Here is a 20,712-nt window from a genome sequence, read left to right on the forward strand (position 1 = left end):
GCGACGGTACCGGCGCACAGGTCCTAACCGTGTCGGTGAGGTGGCCGCCGAAGGCGACTTGAGCACGGGCCGCCTATCGTGGCCAAATGCGTGTAGTCCAACTGGGTGAGGGCACGCCCGAGGTGTCCGTCGTCGGTGGCATCCACGGCGACGAGCCCTGCGGGGTCCGCGCCATCGAACGCCTCGAAGCCGACGAGCCGGACGTCAAACGGCCTGTGAAGCTCGTCGTCGCGAACGAGCGCGCGCTCGAACGCGGCGTCCGCTACGTCGACGCCGATCTGAACCGCGCGTTCGGTGCGGACACTCCCGAGGACGCCCACGAGCGCCGACTCGCCGAATCGCTCGCCGCCGAGATCGAGGGGACGACCGCGCTCTCGATCCACTCGACGCAGAGTCACGCCGACCCGTTCGCCGTCTCCGACGGCCGACAAGAACACGTCCAGACGGTCGTCCCGCGGCTCTCCGTCGCCACCCTCGTCGACGTCGAGGAGTTCGGCGGCGGCCGGCTGTTCGCCGCGGACGCCGACATCGTTGAGGTCGAAGCTGGCCTCCAAGGAACCGAGACCGCAGCAGAGAACGCGTACACGCTTGCACGGGAGTTCCTCACCGTCATGGACGTGCTCCCCGGCGACACCGTACCACGCGAGATCCCGACGTTCCGGATGGGCGATCCGATCCCGAAACCGCCGGCCGACGAGTACGAGGTGTTCGCCGAGAACTTTCAGGAAGTCGAGGAAGGCGAGACCTTCGCGGCCGCGGACGGCGACCCGCTCGTCGCCGACGAGTCGTTCTGGCCCGTCCTCCTCTCGCCGTACGGCTACGAGAACCAGTTCGGCTACGAGGGCGAACCCGCGCCGAACATCGGTCAGTCGCCCTCCGAGGGCGCGAACTCCACGAGTGTGAGCTCCCGGTCGAGCGCGCAGTAATCCTGTGGTGGGTCGCCGCCGATCTCGTCGATCTTGTACTCCGCGTCGAACTCCGCACCCTTCGGTACGCAGTACTCGTGGCCCGGACAGTCGACGTGCGGACACGGCCCCGCGAGTTTTCCCTTGCTCCCCGCGTACGCGCCCTTCGACGGCACCGCGGCCGTGATCGACGCGGGTTCGACTTCGACGGCGCGGACGCCGCCGTCGTGGACCGCACAGTCGAGCGTCTGCCCGCCGTCGCGGACGTCCGTCACCTCGTAGCGGACGCCCGCCTCCAGCGTGAGACACTGCTTTCGGTACGGGCAGCCCTCGCAGGCGTCCGATTCGCCCCGATAGACGAACTCGGTGCCCTCGTCAGCGAGCGCCGTCCCGAGGAGCGTTATCATAGGTGTGAAATCGGTCTCCGGGCTGTTAAGCCTCCCGTCCGCCGGCCGGGTTGGCCCCATCGCTTTTTGGTCGACGGGTCGCACGCCCGTCCGTGCGTCTCCTACTCTGCGGGCCACCAGGCGCGGGGAAGAGCACGCTCGCCACGCGCCTCCAGTGGCACCTCGCACGCCGCGGTGTCGGCTGTGCCGTCTATCATTCGGACGCCTACACCCGACACACCTACGAGCGCCTCTACGAGCGTGCATGTGCACCACGCGACTGCATCGTCGATGGGACCTTCCACCGGCCTGCGTGGCGCGAACGCTTTCGCAGCCTCGACGACGTCCGCCTCGTCCACGTCATCGCCGACCGCGACACCTGCCGCCGACGCGACTGGGAGCGCGACGGGATCGGTCGCACGGGTGTTGACGCAGTGTACAGTGCGCTCGAGGACGAGCCACCAGACGCCGACTTCGTGCTCGACACGGAGATCCTTCCGATCGGGACCGCACTCGACCTCTTGGAGGCCCGCGTTCGCGAGTGGTACCACCTCCGCCGCGGACGCGCGATCAGCCCGTTAGCTCGTCAAGACGGCTGAGGTACGTCTCGGGGGGTTGCGTCGCGTACACGTCGTCGAGGTCGACCGCACCCCGCGAGAACCGTTGGGCGGCCTCGACAGCGGCCTCGACGGCTGCCGCGCGCGTCTCGTGGGCCGACTCCAGTTCGTGGACGCGGACCTCCGGTTCGAGCGTGCATGCGACGTGCCACCCGTCGCTCCGCTCGCCCCCGCGACGCATCGGGACGTCCGGCGCGCGCGTCGAGACGTAGAGCGTCGGGAGTCGGGCCGGGTCGTACGCCTCGCCCTCGAAGACGTCCGGGCGGAAGACGAGAACGAGACGGCCGCCGTCGTCGTGCCACACCGCCCAGTCGTCGGGGAGGTCCGCGAGCGCCATGGACGGGACTGCGCCGCCACGCCGGTAATCGCTGTCGGTCACGGGTCGTCCAGCCACGCTACCTCCCGAGCCGTCAGCACCGCAAGCGCGCTCACGAACGCGACGACCCAGCAGCACGCCGAGACAGCAGGCGACTCTGCCGGCAGGCCGACCGCACCCGCGAGCGTCTGTGCGAGCACGAACCCGCCGAACGTCAGGAGCGCGAGTGACCACACCGGCCCGCTGCGCAATCCGGGTTCGCTGGCGTGCGCGACGAGCGCGACTCCCGCCGCCACGGCGGCGTTCACGAACGGCGCGTTCATCGTTCCGACAACCGGTGCGGCGACCCGCATCACGAGCCCCGCGAGGAGGAGCGAGCACGCGAACCAGAGGTTGACGAGGTGGCGAAGGGCGGACGTGGAGGGCATCGATCCACCGACGGGTGCGAACGACGAAAAGGCTCGGGAGCTTCTGCTGTCGCTTCTCGATGTCACGTCGCTCCGCAGAGTAATGCTCGGTCAGGGATTTGAACCCTGGTCGTCGGCTCTCTTCGAAAAACTCAGACGGTTCGTTTCACCACGAAACCGGCTGAATTTTTCCCGAAAGGCCAACATGATTGGCCGGACTACACCAACCGAGCGTGCCGTCGGGACACGTCCCGACTCATTCGAAGCAAATCCCGGCACGGACTTAAATCTCACCAATTTGGTCGGGTATTGTATCTGGTGGCGCGTACCATGGTAGCTTGCCACGCTCCGTCCGGCGGTGGCAGGAGGCGCAGAGGAGGACGACGTTTTCGAGGAAGTGGACGTCCGTCTTTTCGTACTCGTCGGCGTCTGCGAACAGCCGAACGGGTACGATGTGATGCATCTCAAGACGCGCATCGTCCCCATCTGCGCCACAGATCTGACAAACTTCGTCGCGCTCGCGCGCCGCGTCTCGAACGGCCCGCCACCCCGCGCCGTAGCTCCAGTCCGTGCCGCCCTTCCACCGATGGTTCTGCTCGCCCGTCCGTCCCTCGCTCATCCGCTTTCGCGTCGTCGCGCTCTTCGTCCGGCCGGCCAATGAGTCGCCGATCCGCTCGCGCACGTCGTCCGGGACCGTCGTCCCGCGTTTCGCGTCGGCGAGCTTCTCGCGCGTCGCGGCGTCGAACTCCCGCCCCGCCATCGTCTCGGCGATCCGCTCGCGCACCTCGTCGTCGCGTTCGCACCCGTACAGCCCGTGGCTCTCGCCCGCGATTTCGCGCGCCTCGATGCCGTGGCGGGCCATCTAGCGCCGGATCGTGCGCGGCGTGACGTCGCATGCGTCGGCGATCTCGCGTTGCGTCCGCCCGCGCTCGACGTACTGCTTGCGGAGCCAGTCGGCGTCCCGATAGCTGTTCACGCTGTCTGACAAGAACTACCGTGTATTGGACGTATTCGTTGCGTTCCAACGTGTTCACGGCCGACCTCCCGGACGAATCATCGACCCGCCTCCGGGGTGGTTTCGTTCGCGCCGGTGAGTGAGGAGAAAAAGCGCCGGGTGCGAGATTGGAGGAGGTCGACGCGTCACCTGCGGGGTACTGACGCGTCGCCCGTGGACCGACGGACGCTCCGACCGCGCGGCGACGCGACGAGCGATACCGTGTTGTCTGCTACCACCCCGTTCTCGGCAACGCCGATCGGTTTCGCGATTCCTTTAGTCCCCGCGAACGTCGATTCGATGTAATGTCTCCTCTCTCGACACTCCGACGCTTCCGCCCGGGCGTGTTGGCGGCGGCGTTCGCGACGTACGTCGTGTTCCTCGGGATCGGGGTCGTCGATCCCGTGTTGCCGACGATCGCCGCAGCGATGGGTGCCTCACACACGATGGTCGAACTGCTGTTCACGAGCTACATCCTCGTCATGGCGATCGCGATGCTCTTCGCCGGCCCGATCGCCACCCGACTGGGTTCCAAGCGGACGATGACCGTCGGCGTCGGCCTCGTCGTCGTCTTCGCCGGTCTCTGTGGGCTCGCGCCGTCGATCGGCGCGCTCGCGTTCCTCCGCGGCGGATGGGGGCTCGGGAACGCCCTCTTCACGACCACCGTCCTCGCCATCATCGTCGGCCTCTCGCGGGGCGACACCGCCTCCTCGATCACGCTCTTCGAGGGCGCGCTCGGGATGGGGATCGCCTCGGGGCCGCTCATCGGCGGCTTTCTCGGCTCGCTCTCGTGGCGCTACCCGTTCTTCGCTGCGGCCGCGCTGGCCGCGATCGGTCTCCTCATCACGATCTTCACCGTCGAGTCGCCCGAGGGCGAGGAACACGATCAGAGCGTCCGAGACGTCCTCGGCGCGCTACGCCATCCCGCAGTTCTCGGGAACGCGCTCGTCGGGATGCTCTACACGTTCGGGTTCTTCGTCGTCCTCGCGTACACTCCCTTGACGCTGACGCTCGACGCCGTCGGCCTCGGCCTCGTCTTCTTCGGGTGGGGGGCGATGCTGGCGGTCGGCTCCGTCGTCGTGTCTAACCGTCTCGTCTCGCGCTACGGTTCGGTGACGACCATCGCCGGGACGCTTGTCGGGTTCGCGGTCGTCCTCGCGGCGATGGGCGTCGCCGGTCCGACCGCCCGCCTCGCGCTCGTCGTCCTCTCCGGGCTCTTCTGCGGGATCTCGAACGCGGTGCTCACGACGCTCGCCATCGAAGTTTCGCCGTTCTCGCGCTCGATCTCCTCGGCGTCGTACAACTGTCTGCGCTGGTCCGGGGCGGCGTTCGCGCCGATCCTCTCGGGCTATCTCGGCGGCCACTACGGAACGGCGGTCCCGTTCTTCCTCGGTGCGGTCCTCGTCGTGGTCGCCATCGCCGGTCTCCTCGTTCGCGGTGACACGCTCCGGACGGCCGTCGCCGCACCCGAGGACGCTGTCGGCGCGGACTGATTACTTCCCCTCGAACGTCGGCTCGTGATCGCCGAGGTACGCCGCGACGCCCTCGACGACGTCCTCCGTGTTCAACAGCTGTCCGAAGGCGTGTGCCTCGACTTCCAGCCCGGCGGTGCGGCTCTCGCGACCCGCACGGATCGCGCGTTTCGTGTAGCGTTGGGCGATCGGCGGCCCGGCGGCGAGGTCGCGCGCCAACGCGAGCGCCTCTGCCTCGACGTCGTCGGGGTCGACGATCTCGTTTACGAACCCGTAGTGCGACATCGTCTCCGCGTCGTAGCGCCCGGCTGTCATGATCACCTCCGTCGCCCGGCTCTCGCCGATCAGGTCGGGGAGGCGCTGTGTACCGCCCCAGCCCGGGAGGAGGCCGAACTCGTGTTCGGTCTGCCCGAGCTGTGCACCGTGGCCGGCGACGCGGAGGTCCGCCGCCGCCGCCAACTCCATCCCGCCGCCGAAGCAGTCGCCGTCGATCCCGGCGACGACCGGCATATCGCACTCCTCGAGGGTTTCGAACGCTCGCTGTCCCGTCCGTGCGAGCTCGACACCCTCGATGGCGTCCGCGTCACCCGCGATGCGCTGGATGTCCGCCCCCATGCTGAATGTCCCCTCGCCAGCGCCCGTAAGGAGGATCGCACGCACCTCGGGGTCGGCGTCGAGGGTCTCCGTGGCTTCGACGAGCTCGTCGAGGAGGGCGCGCGTGATGGTGTTCCCCCGGTGGGGCCGATCGAGCGTGACGTGGCCGACCCGATCCGTGATCTCCAGCGTGAGGTCGGCAAACGACTCCTCCTCGGTGTCGGAGATTTCGTGGTGGAAGTTCTCCCCCGCGCCCGCCCGCTCGACGAGCTCTTCCGCCGGCGCGTAGCGCGGCGCGTCCGCCTGCGCCTCCGCGAGCGTCTCGTAGAGCGACGCGATCCCCGCCCGATCGGCGAGCTTCCCCGGCCCCTCCGGGAACCCCGCACCGAGCATCAGTGCCTCGTCGACGTCCTCGGGCGAGGCGACGTCGGCACCGACGAGCTTCGCTGTCTCGTTCGCCATCACCGCGAGCAGGCGTTCTTCTACGTCGTCGCGGATCGCATCCGAGTGGATCTCCGACGTGGGTCGCCCCGCCTCGTCGTAGTCGTAGAAGCCAGCGCCGGTCTTCTCGCCGAGGTCGCCCGCCTCGACGTGTTCGAGGAGGAGCGGGCAGGGTTCGTAGGCTGCGCCGAGCTCCTCGTGGAGGTAGCCGAGGACGTCCGCGAGCACGTCGAGGCCGATGTCGTCGGCGAGCCGGAGGACGCCGCTTGGCAGGCCGATCCCGTAGCGCGCGGTCGCATCAACCTCCTCGGGGCTTGCGACGCCCTCGTGGACGAGCCAGGCCGCCTCGTTCAGCAGCGGGGCGATAACGCGATTGACGATGAATCCTGGCTCGTCGCTCGACACCCGCATCGGCGTTTTCCCCATCGCCCGCGCGAGCGCTATCACCGTCTCGGTCGTCCCGTCGCGAGTGTGTGCCCCGGGGGTCACCTCGACGAGCTGCATCCGGACCGGCGGGTTGAAAAAGTGCATCCCGCAGAAGAGTTCGGGCCGGTCGATGGCCTCCGAGAGCTCCGTCACCGAGAGCGCGGACGTGTTCGTTGCCAGGATCGCGTCCTCGCCGAGGTACTGATCGACCTCTCGGTAGACGTTCCGCTTCACGTCGCGTTTCTCGGGAACGCTCTCGATCACGACGTCCGCATCCGCCACCGCCGCCTCCAGCTCGACCACCGGCTCGATCCGCTCCAGCGCCGCGTCCGCCTCGGTCGACGTCAGCTCGTCGTGCTCCGCGAGCTGTGACAGGCTCGCCTCGATCCGATCGTAGCCCGCCTGGGCGACCTCCTCTTTGATGTCCCGGAGCGTGACGTCGAAACCGGCGAGCGCCGCGACCTCCGCGATGCCGTGGCCCATCGTGCCGGCACCCAGCACCGCGACGGTCTCGACCTCCTCTCTGTCCATATCCGACCCACCGCGGCCGCCACCCTCAACGTTGTGCCTCGCCCCGACCGACACGTATAGCCGCGCGGAACCCCCAGGAGCCGGTATGTCCGACACTGACGACGACCCGTACGCCGTCGTCCGCGCCGACGACGCGCTTCGGCCGCTCTACGAGGAACACGGCGAACTCGGCCCCGAGCGCACCGACGACCCCTTCGAGCGCCTCGTCGTCGCCGTTACGAACCAGTCCGTCTCGCTCGAATCCGCCGCCGCCGTTCGCGAACGCCTCCGCGAACGCGTCGGCACCGACCCCGCCAGCCTCCGCGACGCCGCCGACGCGACGCTCCGCGACGTCGGTCTCAGTGACACGAAGGTCCGCGCGCTACACGAACTCGCCGAGCGCTACCCCGACGGCATCGCCCACGACGACTTCGCCGACCACACGAACGACGCGGTGCGCGCCGAACTCGGGGCCGTGTACGGCGTCGGCGACTGGACCGCGAACATGTTTTTGCTATTTGCCCTCGGCCGCGCGGACGTCTTCCCCGTCGGCGACCTGGGGATTCGAAAGGGCATGGCGAATCTCTACGGCCACGAGACGCGTGCGGAGATGCGCGCCCATGCCGAGGCGTGGGCACCGTACCGGAGCTACGCGACGCGCTACGTCTGGAAAGCGCAGTAGCCCCCTGCCGATCGGATCTGCGGCTATTCACGCGTCTCGCTACTCCAGCGACTCCTCTTCCTCTTCGTCCTGATCGACGGCCGCCTCGTCCTCAAAGCGCCGCGTGACGTCCACCTGGTACTGTTTGAGGATGTCGCGCCCGAGGAGGAGCGGGTAGTCCATGTGCGAGCGGTCCTCGAGGGAGGCCGCGACGGTGTGTCGATCGCCGCCGACGCCGACGACGATGTCGACGACGGGCCGGGATTTGCCGGATTTCACGCTCCCCGACTTCACCTTCGTCATCGACTTGATCGGCCCCGCTCCGATCTTCGCCGCGAGCCTCGTGTCGATGGAGGTGCGCGAGGCCCCCGTGTCGGATTTGGCGACCATGCGCTCGGTGCCGCTCGTCCCCGTGACGAGCACCTCCTCGGTGTAGCCGACGACGCGGCCCGGCTCCGTCGACTCGACGGCCTTCCGGGGCATCCCGCTGGGCGTCGAGGTGTTGAAGTTCGAGCGCAGGGCCGCGACCGCCTCGTCGTCCACCGAACCACCCGCTTCCTCGATGGCGAGGCGCGCGATGTCCGGGGCGGGACTGATTCCCGTCGCCTCGAAGAGTCCCTTGAACCCCGCGGTCGGGTTGACCTCGAGGACGAACCAGCCGTCCTCGCCCTCGACGACGTCGACGCCGGCGTAGTCGAGTCCGACGACTTCCGCGCACTCGGCGGCGATCTCGCGGACCTCGTCGGGGAGGTCGTCGACGCCCTCGACGCTCCCGCCGAGCGCGACGTTCGTCCGCCAGTCGTTTTCCGGGGCGTAGCGCCGCATCGTCGCGACGACCTCGCCGTTGACAACGTAGACGCGCAGGTCTGCGTGCTCGTCGTCGTCGCGCTCCACGAGATCCTGGAGGAACGCGTAGCGCTCGCCGACGACCGGGTTGACCTCCTCGTCGCGCCCGATCTTCCACGTCCCGCCGCCGTGCGTGCCGATGGCGGTCTTGTAGACGGCCTCGTCGCCGAAGCGCCCGCGCGCGTCGTTCATTCGATCGGCGTCGAGCGCGAGATACGCGTCCGGGACAGGGAGGCCGGCATTACTGAGCGCCGCGGCCGTCGCGAACTTGTGGAACGCCGTCAGGACGTGCTGGGGCTCGTTCAGCGTCGGACGCAGGCGCGCGAGCGTGCTCGCGATCCCGAGGAGTTCGCAGGGTTGCTCGGTGTTCGAGAGGAGAAGGCGGTTCGCCACGACGTCGACGTCCGGTTCGAGGGTCGCCGTCCCGTCCTCGATCGAGACGCCGAGGTTCTCCTCGCGGAGCCACACGCCGCGGTGACCGAGTGCCTCAACGGCGTTGAGGATCGCTTTGGTCTCCTTGCTCGTGTGGAGGCTGAGCACCCCGACGGTCACGGGATCGTCCGTCATTGCCCCGTATTCGCCCCGCGCCCGCCAAAACGGTGCCGGTGCGAACGGAGTGCGTGACGCCTCGGCACGCTCGGCCGATCGCCGCGTCGACGGGCGGTGGATCGCCTGCCGGCGTGGCCCACCACTTTATGCCCGCGCCGATCCCAAGGCGAGTATGGCAGACGGCGCGTTCACGTACGCGGACGGGCGGGTCGAACCCGGGGAGACGCGCAACCTCCGGTACGCCATCAGCGAGACGTATCTCGGCGAGCCGGTCCAGTTGCCGGTGACGATCCGCAACGGCGCGCAGCCGGGACCGACCGTCTTCCTCTCCGCCGCCATCCACGGCGACGAGCTCAACGGCATCGAGGTCGTCCGCACCGTCGCGCAGGACTGGCCGGACGCGAACCTCCACGGGACGCTTGTCTGTCTTCCCGTCCTGAACGTGCCGGGCTTCATCGCCCAACAGCGCTACCTCCCGGTGTACGACCGGGACCTCAACCGCTCGTTCCCGGGCAGCGAGACCGGGACGAGCGCTGACCGGATGGCCGCCCGACTCTATGCGGAGTTCATCGAGCCCTGCGACTACGGTCTCGACTTCCACACCTCGACGCGCGGGCGCACCAACATGCTCCACGTCCGGGCGGACATGGACGACCCCGACGTCGCCCGCCTCGCGCGCGCCTTCGGCTCGAACGTCATCATCGACGGCGCTGGTCCGTCGGGGTCGCTTCGCGGCGCGGCCTGCGAGGGTGGAACGCCGACGATCACCGTCGAGATGGGCCAAGCGCACCGCTTCGAGCGGGGATTCATCGACCGCGCGCTCGACGGCGTCGCGTCCGTCCTCGCCGAATACGACTGCCACCCGGCCGAGCCCGTCCGCTGGCCCGGCTGGCGCACCGTCGTCTCGCGCGACCAGAAGACGTGGCTCCGCGCGGACGCCGGCGGCATCGTCGAGATGCTCCAAGACCGGGGCGATCTCGTCCGTGAGGGCGACGTCGTCTGCACCATCACGAACCCGTTCAAGACCGAGACGGTGCGCGTCACCGCGCCGTTCGACGGCCTGCTCGTCGGCGTGCTCGAAAACCCCGTCGTCTATCCGGGGAACCCGCTCTGTCACCTCGTCGAACTCGACGAACCGACCATCCGTGCGTACGAGCGCGCACGGAACGGCACGCTCCCCAAACGGCCCTGAAACGGGCGTTCGAGGCGGGAACGGGAGCTGTTCGCTACACCGTACCACCATGCTTGGTTAGAAACTTCTATGTGCGCCCGGTCAGGAGTTTCCCATGGTATGAGTCAGTCGCACAATCGGGGCCTCGTCGAGGACTTCGGCCGCTGGCGGGAGTTCTCGGCCGGTATGTGGGCCTGGGTGTTCCACAAGTTCACCGGATGGGTTCTCATCGGGTATCTCTTCACCCACATCGCCGTTCTCAGCTCCGCGCTGAGCGGCGACGCCGCCTACACGAACACGCTTCAGGGCCTCGAACAGCTAGCCGTCGTCCGGGTGCTGGAGGTCGGCCTCCTCGCCGTCGCCGTCTTCCACATCCTCAACGGGATCCGCCTCCTCTTCATCGACCTCGGGGTGGGGTTGGATCTTGACACGCAAGAAAAGAGCTTCTACGCGTCGCTGATCCTCACCGGGATCATCGTCGTCGCGAGCGTCCCCGTCTTCCTGGAGGGCCTCTAACGATGGCGGAACGCTACTCCTCGTTCAGCGGCGGGAGCACGCGCTGGTTCCTCCAGCGGATCAGCGCCGCGTTCCTCGTCGTCACGCTCGCCTTCCACTTCCTCCTCCTCCACTTCTTCCACCACGCCCCGGAGATCACGTTCAGCGGGAGCGCCGGGCGGTACAGCGTCCCCGCGTACTTCATCACGATGGTGCTGTTCCTCGCCGCAGCAACGTTCCACGGCACCAACGGAGTCTACAACGCGCTCGTGAACCAGGGCGTCACCGGCACGCCCAAGCGCGTCGCGAAGTGGGTGCTCGTCGTTGCGGGCGTCCTCGTCTTCGTGCAGGGAATTCGCGTCGCCCTCACCCTCATGGGGGCCAGTGCATAATAATGAGTACTCAGACACCGGACACCGACGACACGGACCCGCAGGCAGAACGGATGGCCCGGAAGGAAGAGCGCGCCGACGCGCGTGACGACGCGTCCTCCACGCCGGACGTCGGCGAGGACGCGATCACGCTCAAGGTCTTCCGCTACGACCCCGAGGTCGCGGAGAAACAGGAGCCGCGCTTCGATACGTTCCACGTCCCCCGCGAACCCGGGATCACCGTCCTCGACGCGCTGATCTACGCGCGCGACACCTACGACTCCAGTCTCACCTTCCGGCACTCCTGCCGGCAGGCCGTCTGTGGCTCTGATGCGCTGTTCATCAACGGCTCGCAGCGCCTCGGCTGTCAGACGCAGGTCGCGGACCTCTCGAACTCCGAGACCGTCCGCGTCGAGCCGCTCCCCCACCGTGAGGTCGTCAAGGACCTCGTCGTGGACATGGATCACTTCTACGACCAGATGGACGCTGTCGAACCCTACTTCAGTCCCACCGAAGAGCCCGACGGCGAGCAGCTCCAGAGTAAGGAGAACCGCGAGAAGATCAAGATGAGCACGCGCTGCATCTGGTGTGGCGCGTGCATGTCCTCCTGTAACGTCGCCGCCGGGGACAACCAGTATCTCGGTCCCGCGGCGATCAACAAGGCCTACCGCTTCTACTTCGACGAGCGCGAGGACGACCAGCGCCAGGAGGAACGCCTCGAGATCATCGAACAGGAACACGGCGTCTGGCGGTGTCAGACCCAGTTCTCCTGTACGACCGTCTGTCCGAAGGACATCCCGCTGACCGAGCACATTCAGGAGCTCAAACGCGAAGCCGTGAAGTCGAACCTCAAGTTCTGGTAACTATGTACGAACACGACGTCATTGTCGTCGGTGGCGGCGGCGCGGGTCTCCGCGCGGCCATCGGCGCACACGAAGCCGGTGCGGACGTGGCTATCGTCACGAAGCTCCACCCGGTCCGCTCACACACGGGCGCGGCCGAGGGCGGTATCAACGCGGCGCTCCGCGAGGGCGACGACTGGGAACTGCACGCCTACGACACCGTGAAGGGCGGCGACTATATTGTCGACGCCCCCGCGGCCGAGACGCTCGCACAGGACGCCCCCGAGAACGTCGTCCAACTCGAAAACTGGGGGATGCCTTTCAGTCGCGAGGAGGACGGTCGGATGAGCCAGCGCCCCTTCGGCGGCCTCTCCTTCCCGCGCACCACGTACGCGGGTGCGGAGACCGGTCACCACCTGCTGCACACGCTCTACGAGCAGGTCGTCAAGCGTGGCATCACGGTGTACGACGAGTGGTACGTCACCCGCGTCGCCGTCACCGACGAGGACGACCCGAACGACCGCGAGTGTTACGGCTGCGTCGCCTGGGACATCCAGACCGGCGAGATCGCCGGCTTCCGCGGCCGCGAGGGCACCATCCTCGCGACCGGTGGTGACGGGCAGATCTTCGATCACACGACGAATGCCGTCGCGAACACCGCCGACGGCGTCGCGATGGCCTATCGCGCCGGCGTCCCCATCGAGGACATGGAGTTCGTCCAGTTCCACCCGACCACGCTCCCCTCGACCGGGGTCCTCATCTCCGAGGGGACGCGCGGTGAGGGCGGAATCCTCTACAACGGCGAGGGCGAACGCCTCATGTTCGAGTACGGCTACGCGACCAACGACGGCGAGCTCGCCTCCCGCGACGTCGTCTCACGGGGGGAACTCACCGAGATTAACGCGGGGCGCGGTGTCGACGACGAGTACGTCCACCTCGACATGCGCCACCTCGGCGAGGAGCGCATCATGGACCGCCTCGAAAACATCCTCCACCTCGCCGAGGACTTCGAAGGCGTTGATGGCCTCGAGAACCCGATGCCCGTCAAGCCCGGCCACCACTACGAGATGGGTGGCATCGAGACGAACGAGAACGGCGAGACCTGTATCGACGGCCTCTACGCCGTCGGCGAGGCCGCCTGCGTCTCCGTCCACGGCTCCAACCGTCTCGGTGGGAACGCCCTCCCCGAACTCCTCGTGTTCGGTGCGCGCGCCGGTAAACACGCCGCCGGCGCGGACCTCGGCGAACCCGAGATTCCCGTCGGTAAGACTGACGACGCCGAAGGTATCGAGGAGAGCGACGTCGACTTCCCCGTCGAACCCGGCGCGCTCGCCGCGTCCTCCGCCGTCGTCTCCGGCGACTCCCCCGAGGAAGTCGTCGAGACCGCGCGTGAGGCCGAAACCGAACGCATCGAGGGCCTCCTCGAGAAGGAGGAGGGCGTCAATCACGCGGAGGTCCGCTCGAAGATCCAGAAGAGCATGACCGCCAACGTCAACGTCTTCCGGGAGGAGAGCGCCATCGAGGACTCCCTCGAGACCATCCGCGAGGCCCGCGAGGAGTATCAGGATGTCTACGTCGCCGACAAGTCCCGGACGTTCAACACCGACCTCCAGCACACCATCGAGACCCGGAATGTCATCGACGCCGCCGAGACCATCGCGATGGGCGCGCTCGCCCGCGAGGAGTTCCGCGGCGCGCACTGGCGCAAGGAGCACCAGGAGCGTCGCGACGACGAGTGGCTCAAGCACACGCTGATCTCGTGGAACGACGGCACCCCCGAACTCTGGTACCGTCCCGCGCTCCTCGAGGGCGAGAACCAGACGTACGAGCCGAAAGAACGGCACTACTAACGGACCTTTTGCCGCGAGCGCCCGGGGGGCGCTCTGGCAAAAGCTCCACCAAAACCGTCCTCACCCCCCACGGGGGGTTCGTCGGTCCACGCTCGCTTCGCTCGCGTGCTGAACCGCGACCCTCCGGGTTTTTATCGAACTGCTCGGGTCGCGGACGTTCGCAGCTCCTCCCCCCTTTCTCGACGAACCTGTCCGCCAAGCTCTGTCTACGTGCGTCCGTCGAGACCGACGCCCTCGGCGATGCGCGCGTGCGAGTCGAGCGCCGTCTCGTGATCGGGGACGACGTGCTGGATCATCAGCTCGTCGACGCCGACGCGATCCGCGAGCTGGTCGAGGAGACTTGCGAGGGTGTCGGGGTTCCCGGAGATCGCGCGCGGCCACTCGTCGTCGTTGAGCGCCTCGGGGGTGGGGTCGGGGACGCCGCCGAGCTCGTCGACGGCCTCCTCGATATCGGGCGTCGTGCCGGCCTCGCCGCGCGCGAGACGCTGGAAGGAGGCTTCGGCGACCGCGCGGCGTCGGGCGGCCGCCTCGTCCGTCTCGCCGGCGACGGCGTTCACGGCAACCATACCCTCGGGCTCGTCGGGGCCACCGGGGAGGGTCCCGGGATCGAAGTGCTCGCGGTACGCCTCGAAGGATGCGACCGCGTTCGCGGGGCGGATGAACGCCGCGAAGCAGTAGCGCAGGCCGAGCTCGCCCGCGATGGCGGCGCTTGAGGGATCGGAGCCGAGCACCCATGGCACGGGCGCGGCGGCGTCGGAGCGCGGGAGTTCGATGTCCGCGTAGGGATGGCCGTTCGGATATGCGTTGTAGAGGTGGCCGACGACGGCCTCGATTTTCTCGCGATGGTCCTCGTCGGGGTTCTGCACGCGGCGCTCCGTTCCGAGCGCGCGATCGACGGCGGGGGAGTTGCTCGCGCGCCCGAGCCCGGCGTCGATCCGGCCGGGGGCGAGGGCGTCGAGCGCGCCGAAGGTCTCTGCGGCCTTGAGCGGGCTGTAGTGGTTGAGGAGCATCGCGCCGGTGCCGAGGCGGATCTCGTCAGTCGCGCCGGCGAGGCGGCCGAGCAACACTTCGGGGGTCGTGCCGGCGAGCCGGTCGGCCATCCCGTGGTGCTCGGCCGTCCAGACGCGCTCGTAGCCGAGACGCTCGGCCTGTCTGGCCGTCTCGACGGTGTTGGCGTAGGCGTCCGTCGCCGTGCCGCCGTCGGGGACGGGCGAGAGATCGACGATTGAGAGGTCCATGCCAGCGTTCGGTGACCGCGTCCGATAACGGTTCGGCTCGCCGCCGGCGTCGCCGGTGTCGTGACGAGTGGATGGAAAGACACGTCGTGCTGGCGGCCGGACGTGCGTGGGGATGCTACTCACAGGAACCATCGTCGTGGACGCCGAGACCGTGATCGACGACGGCGGCGTCGTCGTGGAGGGTGATCGGATCGTCGCGGTCGGGGAGCGGGCCGACCTCGTGGAGACGTACTCCGGACACGAACACCGCGACTTCGGGATCGTCGCGCCCGGCCTCGTCGGCGGCCACGTCCACTCGGTCCAGAGCCTCGGGCGCGGGATCGCGGACGACACCGAACTGCTCGACTGGCTCTTCGAGTCCGTCCTGCCGATGGAGGCCGACCTCGACGCCGACGGGATGCGTATCGCCGCCCAGCTGGGCTATCTCGAATGCCTGGAGAGCGGGACGACGACCGTGATCGACCATCTCTCGGTCAACTACGCCGGTGAGGCTATCGCGGCCGCGGGCGAGACGGGGATCCGCGCGCGACTCGGGAAGGTGTTGATGGACCAGCGCTCGCCGGAGGCGCTGGAGGAGGACGCCGAGGCCGCCCTCGCCGAGTCGGAGCGGCTCATCGAGCGCTACCACGGCGCGTACGACGATCGCATCCGGTACGCGGTGACGCCGCGCTTCGCTGTCTCCTGCACGGAGGCATGTTTGCGCGGCGCACGCGACCTCGCGGACCGGTACGACGGCGTCCGCATCCACACGCACGCAAGCGAGAACCGCGGTGAGATCGAGACCGTCGAGGAGGACACCGGGATGCGCAACCTCCACTGGCTCGACGAGGTCGGGCTCACCGGCGAGGACGTCGTGCTCGCGCACTGCGTCTGGACGGACGAATCCGAGCGCGAACTCCTCGCGGAGACGGGGACGCACGTCACGCACTGCCCGTCCTCGAACATGAAACTCGCCTCCGGCATCGCGCCGATCCGCGACTACCTGGATCGGGGAATCAACGTCGCGCTCGGCAACGACGGCCCGCCCTGCAACAACACGCTCGACGCCTTCACGGAGATGCGACAGGCGAGCCTCCTCGGGAAGGTCGACGACCTCGACCCGACGACGCTCCCCGCAGGGACTGTCTTCGAGATGGCGACGCGCAACGGCGCGGAGGCCGCGGGCTTCCGGAACGTCGGAAAACTCCGAGAGGGATGGAAAGCCGACGTCGTCGGCATCGACACGGACCTGACGCGCGCGACACCGATCCACGACGTGCTCTCACACCTCGTCTACGCCGCGCACGGCGACGACGTTGCCCTCACGATGGTGGACGGGCGTGTCCGTTACGACCGCGGCGACTTCCCGCACGTCGACGCCGATGCGGTCCGCGAGGCGGCGCGTGAACACGCCGTGACGCTGGACGGTGCGCCGAGCCGAGCGTAGTTCGAGAGGGGACGAACGCGCGCGTCGGCGGGGAAAACGGATCGTTTTGGCTGTCCGAGACCGTAGTGTTAGTCTTTGTACTCCTTGCGGTAGCCGCGGAACTCGGTTCGGTGGGCTTCTTCGTCGGCGAGGATAGTCGTCGCGAGATCCTCCGTCACGGGGTCGTCGGCGTCCTCGGCGGCGTGGACGAGCGCGCGATACGTCTCGATGGCGTCGTTCTCGGCGTCGAGGACGCCCTCGATGACGGAGACGACGTCCGTCGTGTCTTCGGGCGGCTGGAGGGTGTCCTGCGTGGCTTCGAACACGCCGGAGCCCGGCGGCGACTCATCGAGTTGCTTCAGGCGGTTGCCGAGCTCTTCGGCGTGGCCGAGTTCCTCCTGGATGTCCGCCTGGAGGGACTCCTTGATCTCCTCGGCGCGGACGCCGTCGAGGACGATGGAGTTCGTCATGTAGTTCATCACCGTCTCGATCTCGTCCTGATACGCCTTCTTCAGCAGTCGAACGACCTCCTCGTCCGCTTCAGCCAGTGTTTCTGTCGCCATACGCGGTGCTACTCCCGCGAGGTACGTATAAGTACGGGGCGGCTGTGGTGCGCTCTGTCACGCACCGTTTCGCCGGTACGCGCCCGTCTACCGCAGGCCGTCCATGTGCTCGATACGGCGCTCGACGAGGGCCGCTTTGCCGATGTCGTGGCGGATGCGGAACCCCGACCCGAGCCCGTCGAGGGCGGAGTCGGCCTGTGCTTCGGCGCTCTCGATCGAGCCGCCACGCCCGACGACGGCGAACGAGCGCGACGTCGTCGTGTAGACGCCGTCGTCGCGGGCGTCGACGCTCGCGTAGAAGAGCAGCGCGTCGCCGACACCTTCCTCGTCGAGCGTCACTTCGGCACCGGCCTCGGGGTCGCTCGGATACCCCTCCGGGACGGCGTACTTGCAGACGGTCGCCTCGCCGGTGAAGTCGAGCGACGGGAGCGTCTCGCCCTCGCGCGCCGCGGTGAGGACGTCGACGAGCGGTGTGTCGAGCACCGAGAGCGTGTTCATCGCCTCGGGGTCGCCGAAACGCGCGTTGAACTCGACGACCTTCGGCCCGTCGCTCGTGAGCATGAACTGCCCGTAGAGGACGCCGCGATAGTCGCCGAGCGCGTCGACCGTCGCCTCGATGATCTCGACGGCGTCGGCGTAGTCCTCGCGCGTCATGAACGGGAGCGTGGCGTCGACGTCGCTGTAACTGCCCATCCCGCCGGTGTTGGGCCCCTCGTCGCCCTCGTAGGCGCGCTTGTGGTCCTGCACGGCAAGCGTCGGACGAACGTCACCGTTGGCGACGAACGCTTGGATGGTGACCTCCTCGCCGACGAGGCGCTCCTCGATCACCCACTCGTCGTGGCCGCTCTCGCGGACGTAGTCGGCCGCCTCGGCGTGCGTCACCTGATCGCCGGTGACGCGGACGCCCTTCCCGCCCGTGAGGCCGGTGGGCTTGACAGCCGCGTCTTCGCCCTCGTCTGCGAGCGATTCGACGTAGTCCGCCGCGTCCGCGGCGTCGTCGAACGTCTCGAACCACGGCGTCCCGGGGATGTCGTGTTCGGCCATGAACGACCGTTGGAACGCCTTGTCCGTCTCGATGCGCGCCTCGGCCTGTCGCGGGCCGAAGGCGTAGACACCGGCGTCCTCCAAGGCGTCCACGACGCCCGCCGCGAGCGGGCCCTCGGGGCCGACGACGGCGAGGTCCGCACTGATGTCGTCGGCGTACGCGACGACGGCTTCGGGGTCGCTCTCGTCCAGCGTCTCCGTTCCGGCGGCAAGCGAGACGATTCCCGGGTTCCGGTTCGACGCGCAGGCGTAGAGGTCGCAGTCGTCGGCGAGCGCGCGCGCGATGGCGTGTTCGCGGCCGCCACCGCCGACCAGCAGGACGGTCTCGGTCATGGCCGGAGAGAGTGCGCAAAAGAGTGTAAAGGTTGCTCTTGTAACCCAGTGAAATAACCATCTGCGTGCATATCATGTCGCCGACGCACGGCCCTTTACCCGCGCCCGGCCCTACCGCCGCGTATGAGCGACCCGACGGACCGCAACCGACTCGCCGATGAGGCGAGTCCGTACCTTCGACAGCACGCGGACAACCCGGTCAACTGGCAGCCGTGGGACGACGCGGCGTTCGAGGCCGCCGAAGAGCGCGATGTGCCCGTTTTCCTCTCGATCGGCTACTCGGCGTGCCACTGGTGTCATGTAATGGCCGAGGAGTCCTTCGAGGACGATGCGGTGGCCGACTATCTCAACGAGCATTTCGTCCCCGTGAAAGTCGATCGGGAGGAACGCCCGGACGTCGACGACCTCTACATGACCGTCGCGCAGCTCGCGACGGGCGGTGGCGGCTGGCCGCTCTCCGTCTGGCTCACCCCCGACAAACGGCCGTTCTACGTCGGGACGTATTTCCCGCGCGAGGCGACCGGGAACCAACCGGGCTTCCTCGACGTGCTCCGCTCGCTCCACGAGCGCTGGGAGACGGAGCGCGAAGCGGTCGAGTCGCGCGCCGACCAGTGGGCGGATGCCCTCCGCGGCGAAGTCGAGAGCGTCCCCGACGCCCGCGCGGAGCCACCGGGGAGCGACGCCCTCGACGCCGCCGCGAGCGCGGCCATCAACCAGGCGGATCGCGACCATGGTGGCTGGGGCGGCGGGCAGAAGTTCCCGCAACCCGGCCGGCTCCACGTCCTCCTGCGCGCGGCCGATCGCGGCGACGACGAGGCCCGCGCCGTCGCCACGGAAACGCTGGACGCGATGGCGGCAGGCGGCCTCTACGACCAACTCGGCGGCGGATTTCATCGGTACTGCGTCGACCGGGAGTGGACGGTGCCCCACTTCGAGAAGATGCTCTACGACAACGCCGAACTCCCGCGAGCGTACCTCGCCGGCTACCAGCTCACCGGCGAGGAGCGCTATCGCACGGTCGCGGCGGGCGCGCTCGACTTCGTCGCCGACGAGCTCTCCCATCCCGAGGGTGGCTTTTACAGCACGCTCGACGCGCGTAGCGACGGCGAAGAGGGGAAGTTCTACGTCTGGACGTTGGACGAGGTGAGCGCCGCGGTCGACGACCCGACCGATGCCACCGTCTTCGGCGCGTACTACGGCGTCACGCAGTCCGGGAACTTCGAGGGGTCGAGCGTCCTCACGCGCCGGCGAGACCTCGCTGACGTCGCCGACGAACTCGGAATGGACGAGACGGAAGCCCGCGAGCGACTCGATCACGCGCACGCTCAGGTCTACGAAGCGCGCACCGAGCGCGAACGACCCGCGCGCGACGAGAAGGTCATCGGCGCGTGGAACGGCCTCGCGATCCGCGCGTTCGCCGAAGCCGGTCTCGTCCTCAACAAGGACTACGCCGAGCGCGCCGTCGACGCGCTCGACTTCGTCCGTGAGCACCTCTGGGATGCGGAATCCGAGCGGCTCGCGCGGCGATACGCCGGTGGGGCGGCGAAGGGCGAGGGCTACCTCGAAGACTATGCCTTCCTCGCCGCGGGTGCGCTCGCGACGTACGAAGCGACGGGGGACGTCGACCATCTCACGTTCGCGTGCGACCTCGCGGACGCGATCGTCGCCGAGCACTGGGACGCGGACGAGGAAACGCTCTACTTCACGCCGGCGAGCGGCGAGGATCTGCTCGCGCGGCCGCAGGAGCTCGCCGATCGCTCGACCCCCTCGCCGACGGGCGTCGCCGTGAGCGTCCTCGATGCCCTCGCGGCGTTCCGCCCCGAGAGCGACTACGCGGACATCGCGGCGGCGGTGCTCGCGACGCACGCCGAGACGGTGGCGGAACGCGGACTCACGCACCCGTCGCTCGCGCTCGCGGCCGACACGCGCGAACGCGGCCATCTCGAAGTGACGGTTGCCGCGAACGAGATCCCCGCGGAGTGGCACGACGCGATCGCCGCGCGCTACCTCCCCGACCGACTGCTCTCGCGACGCCCGCCGACGGAGGATGGCTTGGCGGCGTGGCTGGACGAACTCGGTCTCGACGACGCACCGCCGATATGGGCGGGGAGAGAAGCGCGTGACAGCGACGCAACTGGCGACGGCCCGATATCTGCCGACGACGGGTCGCCGACCGATAGTGACGGCGCGACCGCCTACGTCTGTCGGCGCGCCTGCTCGCCGCCGGTGACGAGTACGGACGACCTGATCGAGTGGCTAGAAGCGCATCGCTGAGT

General features: G+C 68.4%; 20 protein-coding genes and 1 tRNA gene. 11 read left to right on the top strand and 10 right to left on the bottom strand.

What is annotated here, in order from left to right:
- Positions 1-86 precede the first annotated feature (86 nt).
- Positions 87-926 carry a M14 family metallopeptidase gene (locus ABDZ36_RS07240; protein WP_211311392.1) on the top strand — a complete coding sequence of 280 codons (840 nt, stop codon included), beginning with the start codon at positions 87-89 and terminating at the stop codon, positions 924-926.
- Here the strand turns inward: ABDZ36_RS07240 and ABDZ36_RS07245 are convergent.
- A complete protein-coding gene (locus tag ABDZ36_RS07245; RefSeq protein WP_211311393.1) occupies positions 866-1,312 on the bottom strand; it encodes a UPF0179 family protein in 447 nt (148 codons plus the stop codon). The genes ABDZ36_RS07240 and ABDZ36_RS07245 overlap by 61 nt on opposite strands.
- A gap of 92 nt (positions 1,313-1,404) precedes the next feature.
- On the opposite strand from ABDZ36_RS07245, the gene ABDZ36_RS07250 reads away from it, so the two are divergent.
- Entirely contained in the window at positions 1,405-1,890 is a 486-nt protein-coding gene (locus ABDZ36_RS07250) for an AAA family ATPase (protein WP_211311394.1), read from the top strand.
- On the opposite strand, the gene ABDZ36_RS07255 is transcribed toward ABDZ36_RS07250, so the two are convergent.
- From ABDZ36_RS07255 to ABDZ36_RS07270, 4 genes are all read right to left on the bottom strand, one after another.
- Complete coding sequence (locus tag ABDZ36_RS07255) at positions 1,862-2,287, bottom strand: DUF5820 family protein (RefSeq protein WP_343749256.1); 426 nt, start codon at positions 2,285-2,287, stop codon at positions 1,862-1,864. The two genes, ABDZ36_RS07250 and ABDZ36_RS07255, sit on opposite strands and share 29 nt — an antisense overlap.
- Positions 2,284-2,652 carry a hypothetical protein gene (locus ABDZ36_RS07260; RefSeq protein ID WP_211311395.1) on the bottom strand — a complete coding sequence of 123 codons (369 nt, stop codon included), beginning with the start codon at positions 2,650-2,652 and terminating at the stop codon, positions 2,284-2,286. The genes ABDZ36_RS07255 and ABDZ36_RS07260 overlap by 4 nt, the downstream gene beginning before the upstream one ends.
- 83 nt (positions 2,653-2,735) lie before the next feature.
- Positions 2,736-2,864, bottom strand: a tRNA-Glu gene (locus ABDZ36_RS07265).
- A gap of 50 nt (positions 2,865-2,914) precedes the next feature.
- Positions 2,915-3,493 carry an HNH endonuclease gene (locus ABDZ36_RS07270; RefSeq protein ID WP_211311396.1) on the bottom strand — a complete coding sequence of 193 codons (579 nt, stop codon included), beginning with the start codon at positions 3,491-3,493 and terminating at the stop codon, positions 2,915-2,917.
- A 437-nt stretch (positions 3,494-3,930) separates the two neighbouring features.
- On the opposite strand from ABDZ36_RS07270, the gene ABDZ36_RS07280 reads away from it, so the two are divergent.
- The gene (locus tag ABDZ36_RS07280) at positions 3,931-5,118 is read left to right on the top strand and encodes an MFS transporter (RefSeq protein ID WP_211311398.1); all 1,188 of its coding nucleotides are present in this window, start codon (positions 3,931-3,933) and stop codon (positions 5,116-5,118) included.
- Here the strand turns inward: ABDZ36_RS07280 and ABDZ36_RS07285 are convergent, their stop codons facing one another.
- Positions 5,119-7,089, bottom strand: a complete 1,971-nt coding sequence (locus tag ABDZ36_RS07285; RefSeq protein ID WP_211311399.1) for a 3-hydroxyacyl-CoA dehydrogenase/enoyl-CoA hydratase family protein — start codon at positions 7,087-7,089, stop codon at positions 5,119-5,121.
- 85 nt (positions 7,090-7,174) lie between these two features.
- On the opposite strand from ABDZ36_RS07285, the gene ABDZ36_RS07290 reads away from it, so the two are divergent.
- On the top strand, positions 7,175-7,750 hold the full coding sequence (locus ABDZ36_RS07290) for a DNA-3-methyladenine glycosylase family protein (RefSeq protein WP_211311400.1): 576 nt from the start codon (positions 7,175-7,177) through the stop codon (positions 7,748-7,750).
- Positions 7,751-7,789: 39 nt separating this feature from the next.
- Here the strand turns inward: ABDZ36_RS07290 and ABDZ36_RS07295 are convergent, their stop codons facing one another.
- Entirely contained in the window at positions 7,790-9,142 is a 1,353-nt protein-coding gene (locus ABDZ36_RS07295; RefSeq protein WP_211311401.1) for a RimK family alpha-L-glutamate ligase, read from the bottom strand.
- Between the two features lie 154 nt (positions 9,143-9,296).
- On the opposite strand from ABDZ36_RS07295, the gene ABDZ36_RS07300 reads away from it, so the two are divergent.
- From ABDZ36_RS07300 to ABDZ36_RS07320, 5 genes are all read left to right on the top strand, one after another.
- Positions 9,297-10,316 carry a succinylglutamate desuccinylase/aspartoacylase family protein gene (locus ABDZ36_RS07300; protein WP_211311402.1) on the top strand — a complete coding sequence of 340 codons (1,020 nt, stop codon included), beginning with the start codon at positions 9,297-9,299 and terminating at the stop codon, positions 10,314-10,316.
- Between the two features lie 99 nt (positions 10,317-10,415).
- Complete coding sequence (sdhC, locus tag ABDZ36_RS07305; RefSeq protein ID WP_211311403.1) at positions 10,416-10,811, top strand: succinate dehydrogenase, cytochrome b556 subunit; 396 nt, start codon at positions 10,416-10,418, stop codon at positions 10,809-10,811.
- Between the two features lie 2 nt (positions 10,812-10,813).
- Positions 10,814-11,182: a succinate dehydrogenase/fumarate reductase transmembrane subunit gene (locus ABDZ36_RS07310; protein ID WP_211311404.1), complete on the top strand. Its 369-nt coding sequence runs from the start codon at positions 10,814-10,816 to the stop codon at positions 11,180-11,182.
- A 2-nt stretch (positions 11,183-11,184) separates the two neighbouring features.
- Positions 11,185-12,024, top strand: coding sequence for a succinate dehydrogenase/fumarate reductase iron-sulfur subunit (locus ABDZ36_RS07315; RefSeq protein ID WP_211311405.1), 840 nt, complete (start codon positions 11,185-11,187; stop codon positions 12,022-12,024).
- A gap of 2 nt (positions 12,025-12,026) precedes the next feature.
- A complete protein-coding gene (locus tag ABDZ36_RS07320; RefSeq protein ID WP_211311406.1) occupies positions 12,027-13,853 on the top strand; it encodes an FAD-binding protein in 1,827 nt (608 codons plus the stop codon).
- 206 nt (positions 13,854-14,059) lie between these two features.
- On the opposite strand, the gene ABDZ36_RS07325 is transcribed toward ABDZ36_RS07320, so the two are convergent.
- A complete protein-coding gene (locus tag ABDZ36_RS07325) occupies positions 14,060-15,091 on the bottom strand; it encodes an MsnO8 family LLM class oxidoreductase (protein ID WP_211311407.1) in 1,032 nt (343 codons plus the stop codon).
- 112 nt (positions 15,092-15,203) lie between these two features.
- Here ABDZ36_RS07325 and ABDZ36_RS07330 point away from each other — a divergent pair, with 112 nt between their 5' ends.
- Positions 15,204-16,517, top strand: a complete 1,314-nt coding sequence (locus ABDZ36_RS07330) for a 5'-deoxyadenosine deaminase (RefSeq protein ID WP_211311408.1) — start codon at positions 15,204-15,206, stop codon at positions 16,515-16,517.
- 68 nt (positions 16,518-16,585) lie between these two features.
- Here ABDZ36_RS07330 and ABDZ36_RS07335 read toward each other — a convergent pair whose 3' ends face one another.
- Both ABDZ36_RS07335 and purD read right to left on the bottom strand, forming a co-directional pair.
- Positions 16,586-17,059 (bottom strand): ferritin-like domain-containing protein, encoded by a 474-nt coding sequence (locus ABDZ36_RS07335; protein ID WP_211311409.1) that lies wholly within the window; start codon positions 17,057-17,059, stop codon positions 16,586-16,588.
- An 87-nt stretch (positions 17,060-17,146) separates the two neighbouring features.
- The gene (purD, locus tag ABDZ36_RS07340; RefSeq protein ID WP_211311410.1) at positions 17,147-18,436 is read right to left on the bottom strand and encodes a phosphoribosylamine--glycine ligase; all 1,290 of its coding nucleotides are present in this window, start codon (positions 18,434-18,436) and stop codon (positions 17,147-17,149) included.
- Between the two features lie 123 nt (positions 18,437-18,559).
- Between purD and ABDZ36_RS07345 the strand changes: the two genes are divergently transcribed.
- A complete protein-coding gene (locus ABDZ36_RS07345; protein WP_211311411.1) occupies positions 18,560-20,710 on the top strand; it encodes a thioredoxin domain-containing protein in 2,151 nt (716 codons plus the stop codon).
- Positions 20,711-20,712: the final 2 nt, after the last annotated feature.

This window comes from Halarchaeum salinum (assembly GCF_039520965.1).
GTDB classification, from domain to species: Archaea; Halobacteriota; Halobacteria; order Halobacteriales; family Halobacteriaceae; genus Halarchaeum; species Halarchaeum salinum.

Coding starts and splice junctions, on each gene's coding strand:
- ABDZ36_RS07240 (WP_211311392.1), top strand. CDS start 87: ATGCGTGTAGTCCAACTGGGTGAGGGCACGCCCGAGGTGTCCGTCGTC.
- ABDZ36_RS07245 (WP_211311393.1), bottom strand. CDS start 1,312: ATGATAACGCTCCTCGGGACGGCGCTCGCTGACGAGGGCACCGAGTTC.
- ABDZ36_RS07260 (WP_211311395.1), bottom strand. CDS start 2,652: ATGCCCTCCACGTCCGCCCTTCGCCACCTCGTCAACCTCTGGTTCGCG.
- ABDZ36_RS07270 (WP_211311396.1), bottom strand. CDS start 3,493: ATGGCCCGCCACGGCATCGAGGCGCGCGAAATCGCGGGCGAGAGCCAC.
- ABDZ36_RS07280 (WP_211311398.1), top strand. CDS start 3,931: ATGTCTCCTCTCTCGACACTCCGACGCTTCCGCCCGGGCGTGTTGGCG.
- ABDZ36_RS07285 (WP_211311399.1), bottom strand. CDS start 7,089: ATGGACAGAGAGGAGGTCGAGACCGTCGCGGTGCTGGGTGCCGGCACG.
- ABDZ36_RS07290 (WP_211311400.1), top strand. CDS start 7,175: ATGTCCGACACTGACGACGACCCGTACGCCGTCGTCCGCGCCGACGAC.
- ABDZ36_RS07295 (WP_211311401.1), bottom strand. CDS start 9,142: ATGACGGACGATCCCGTGACCGTCGGGGTGCTCAGCCTCCACACGAGC.
- ABDZ36_RS07300 (WP_211311402.1), top strand. CDS start 9,297: ATGGCAGACGGCGCGTTCACGTACGCGGACGGGCGGGTCGAACCCGGG.
- sdhC (WP_211311403.1), top strand. CDS start 10,416: ATGAGTCAGTCGCACAATCGGGGCCTCGTCGAGGACTTCGGCCGCTGG.
- ABDZ36_RS07310 (WP_211311404.1), top strand. CDS start 10,814: ATGGCGGAACGCTACTCCTCGTTCAGCGGCGGGAGCACGCGCTGGTTC.
- ABDZ36_RS07315 (WP_211311405.1), top strand. CDS start 11,185: ATGAGTACTCAGACACCGGACACCGACGACACGGACCCGCAGGCAGAA.
- ABDZ36_RS07320 (WP_211311406.1), top strand. CDS start 12,027: ATGTACGAACACGACGTCATTGTCGTCGGTGGCGGCGGCGCGGGTCTC.
- ABDZ36_RS07325 (WP_211311407.1), bottom strand. CDS start 15,091: ATGGACCTCTCAATCGTCGATCTCTCGCCCGTCCCCGACGGCGGCACG.
- ABDZ36_RS07330 (WP_211311408.1), top strand. CDS start 15,204: ATGCTACTCACAGGAACCATCGTCGTGGACGCCGAGACCGTGATCGAC.
- ABDZ36_RS07335 (WP_211311409.1), bottom strand. CDS start 17,059: ATGGCGACAGAAACACTGGCTGAAGCGGACGAGGAGGTCGTTCGACTG.
- purD (WP_211311410.1), bottom strand. CDS start 18,436: ATGACCGAGACCGTCCTGCTGGTCGGCGGTGGCGGCCGCGAACACGCC.
- ABDZ36_RS07345 (WP_211311411.1), top strand. CDS start 18,560: ATGAGCGACCCGACGGACCGCAACCGACTCGCCGATGAGGCGAGTCCG.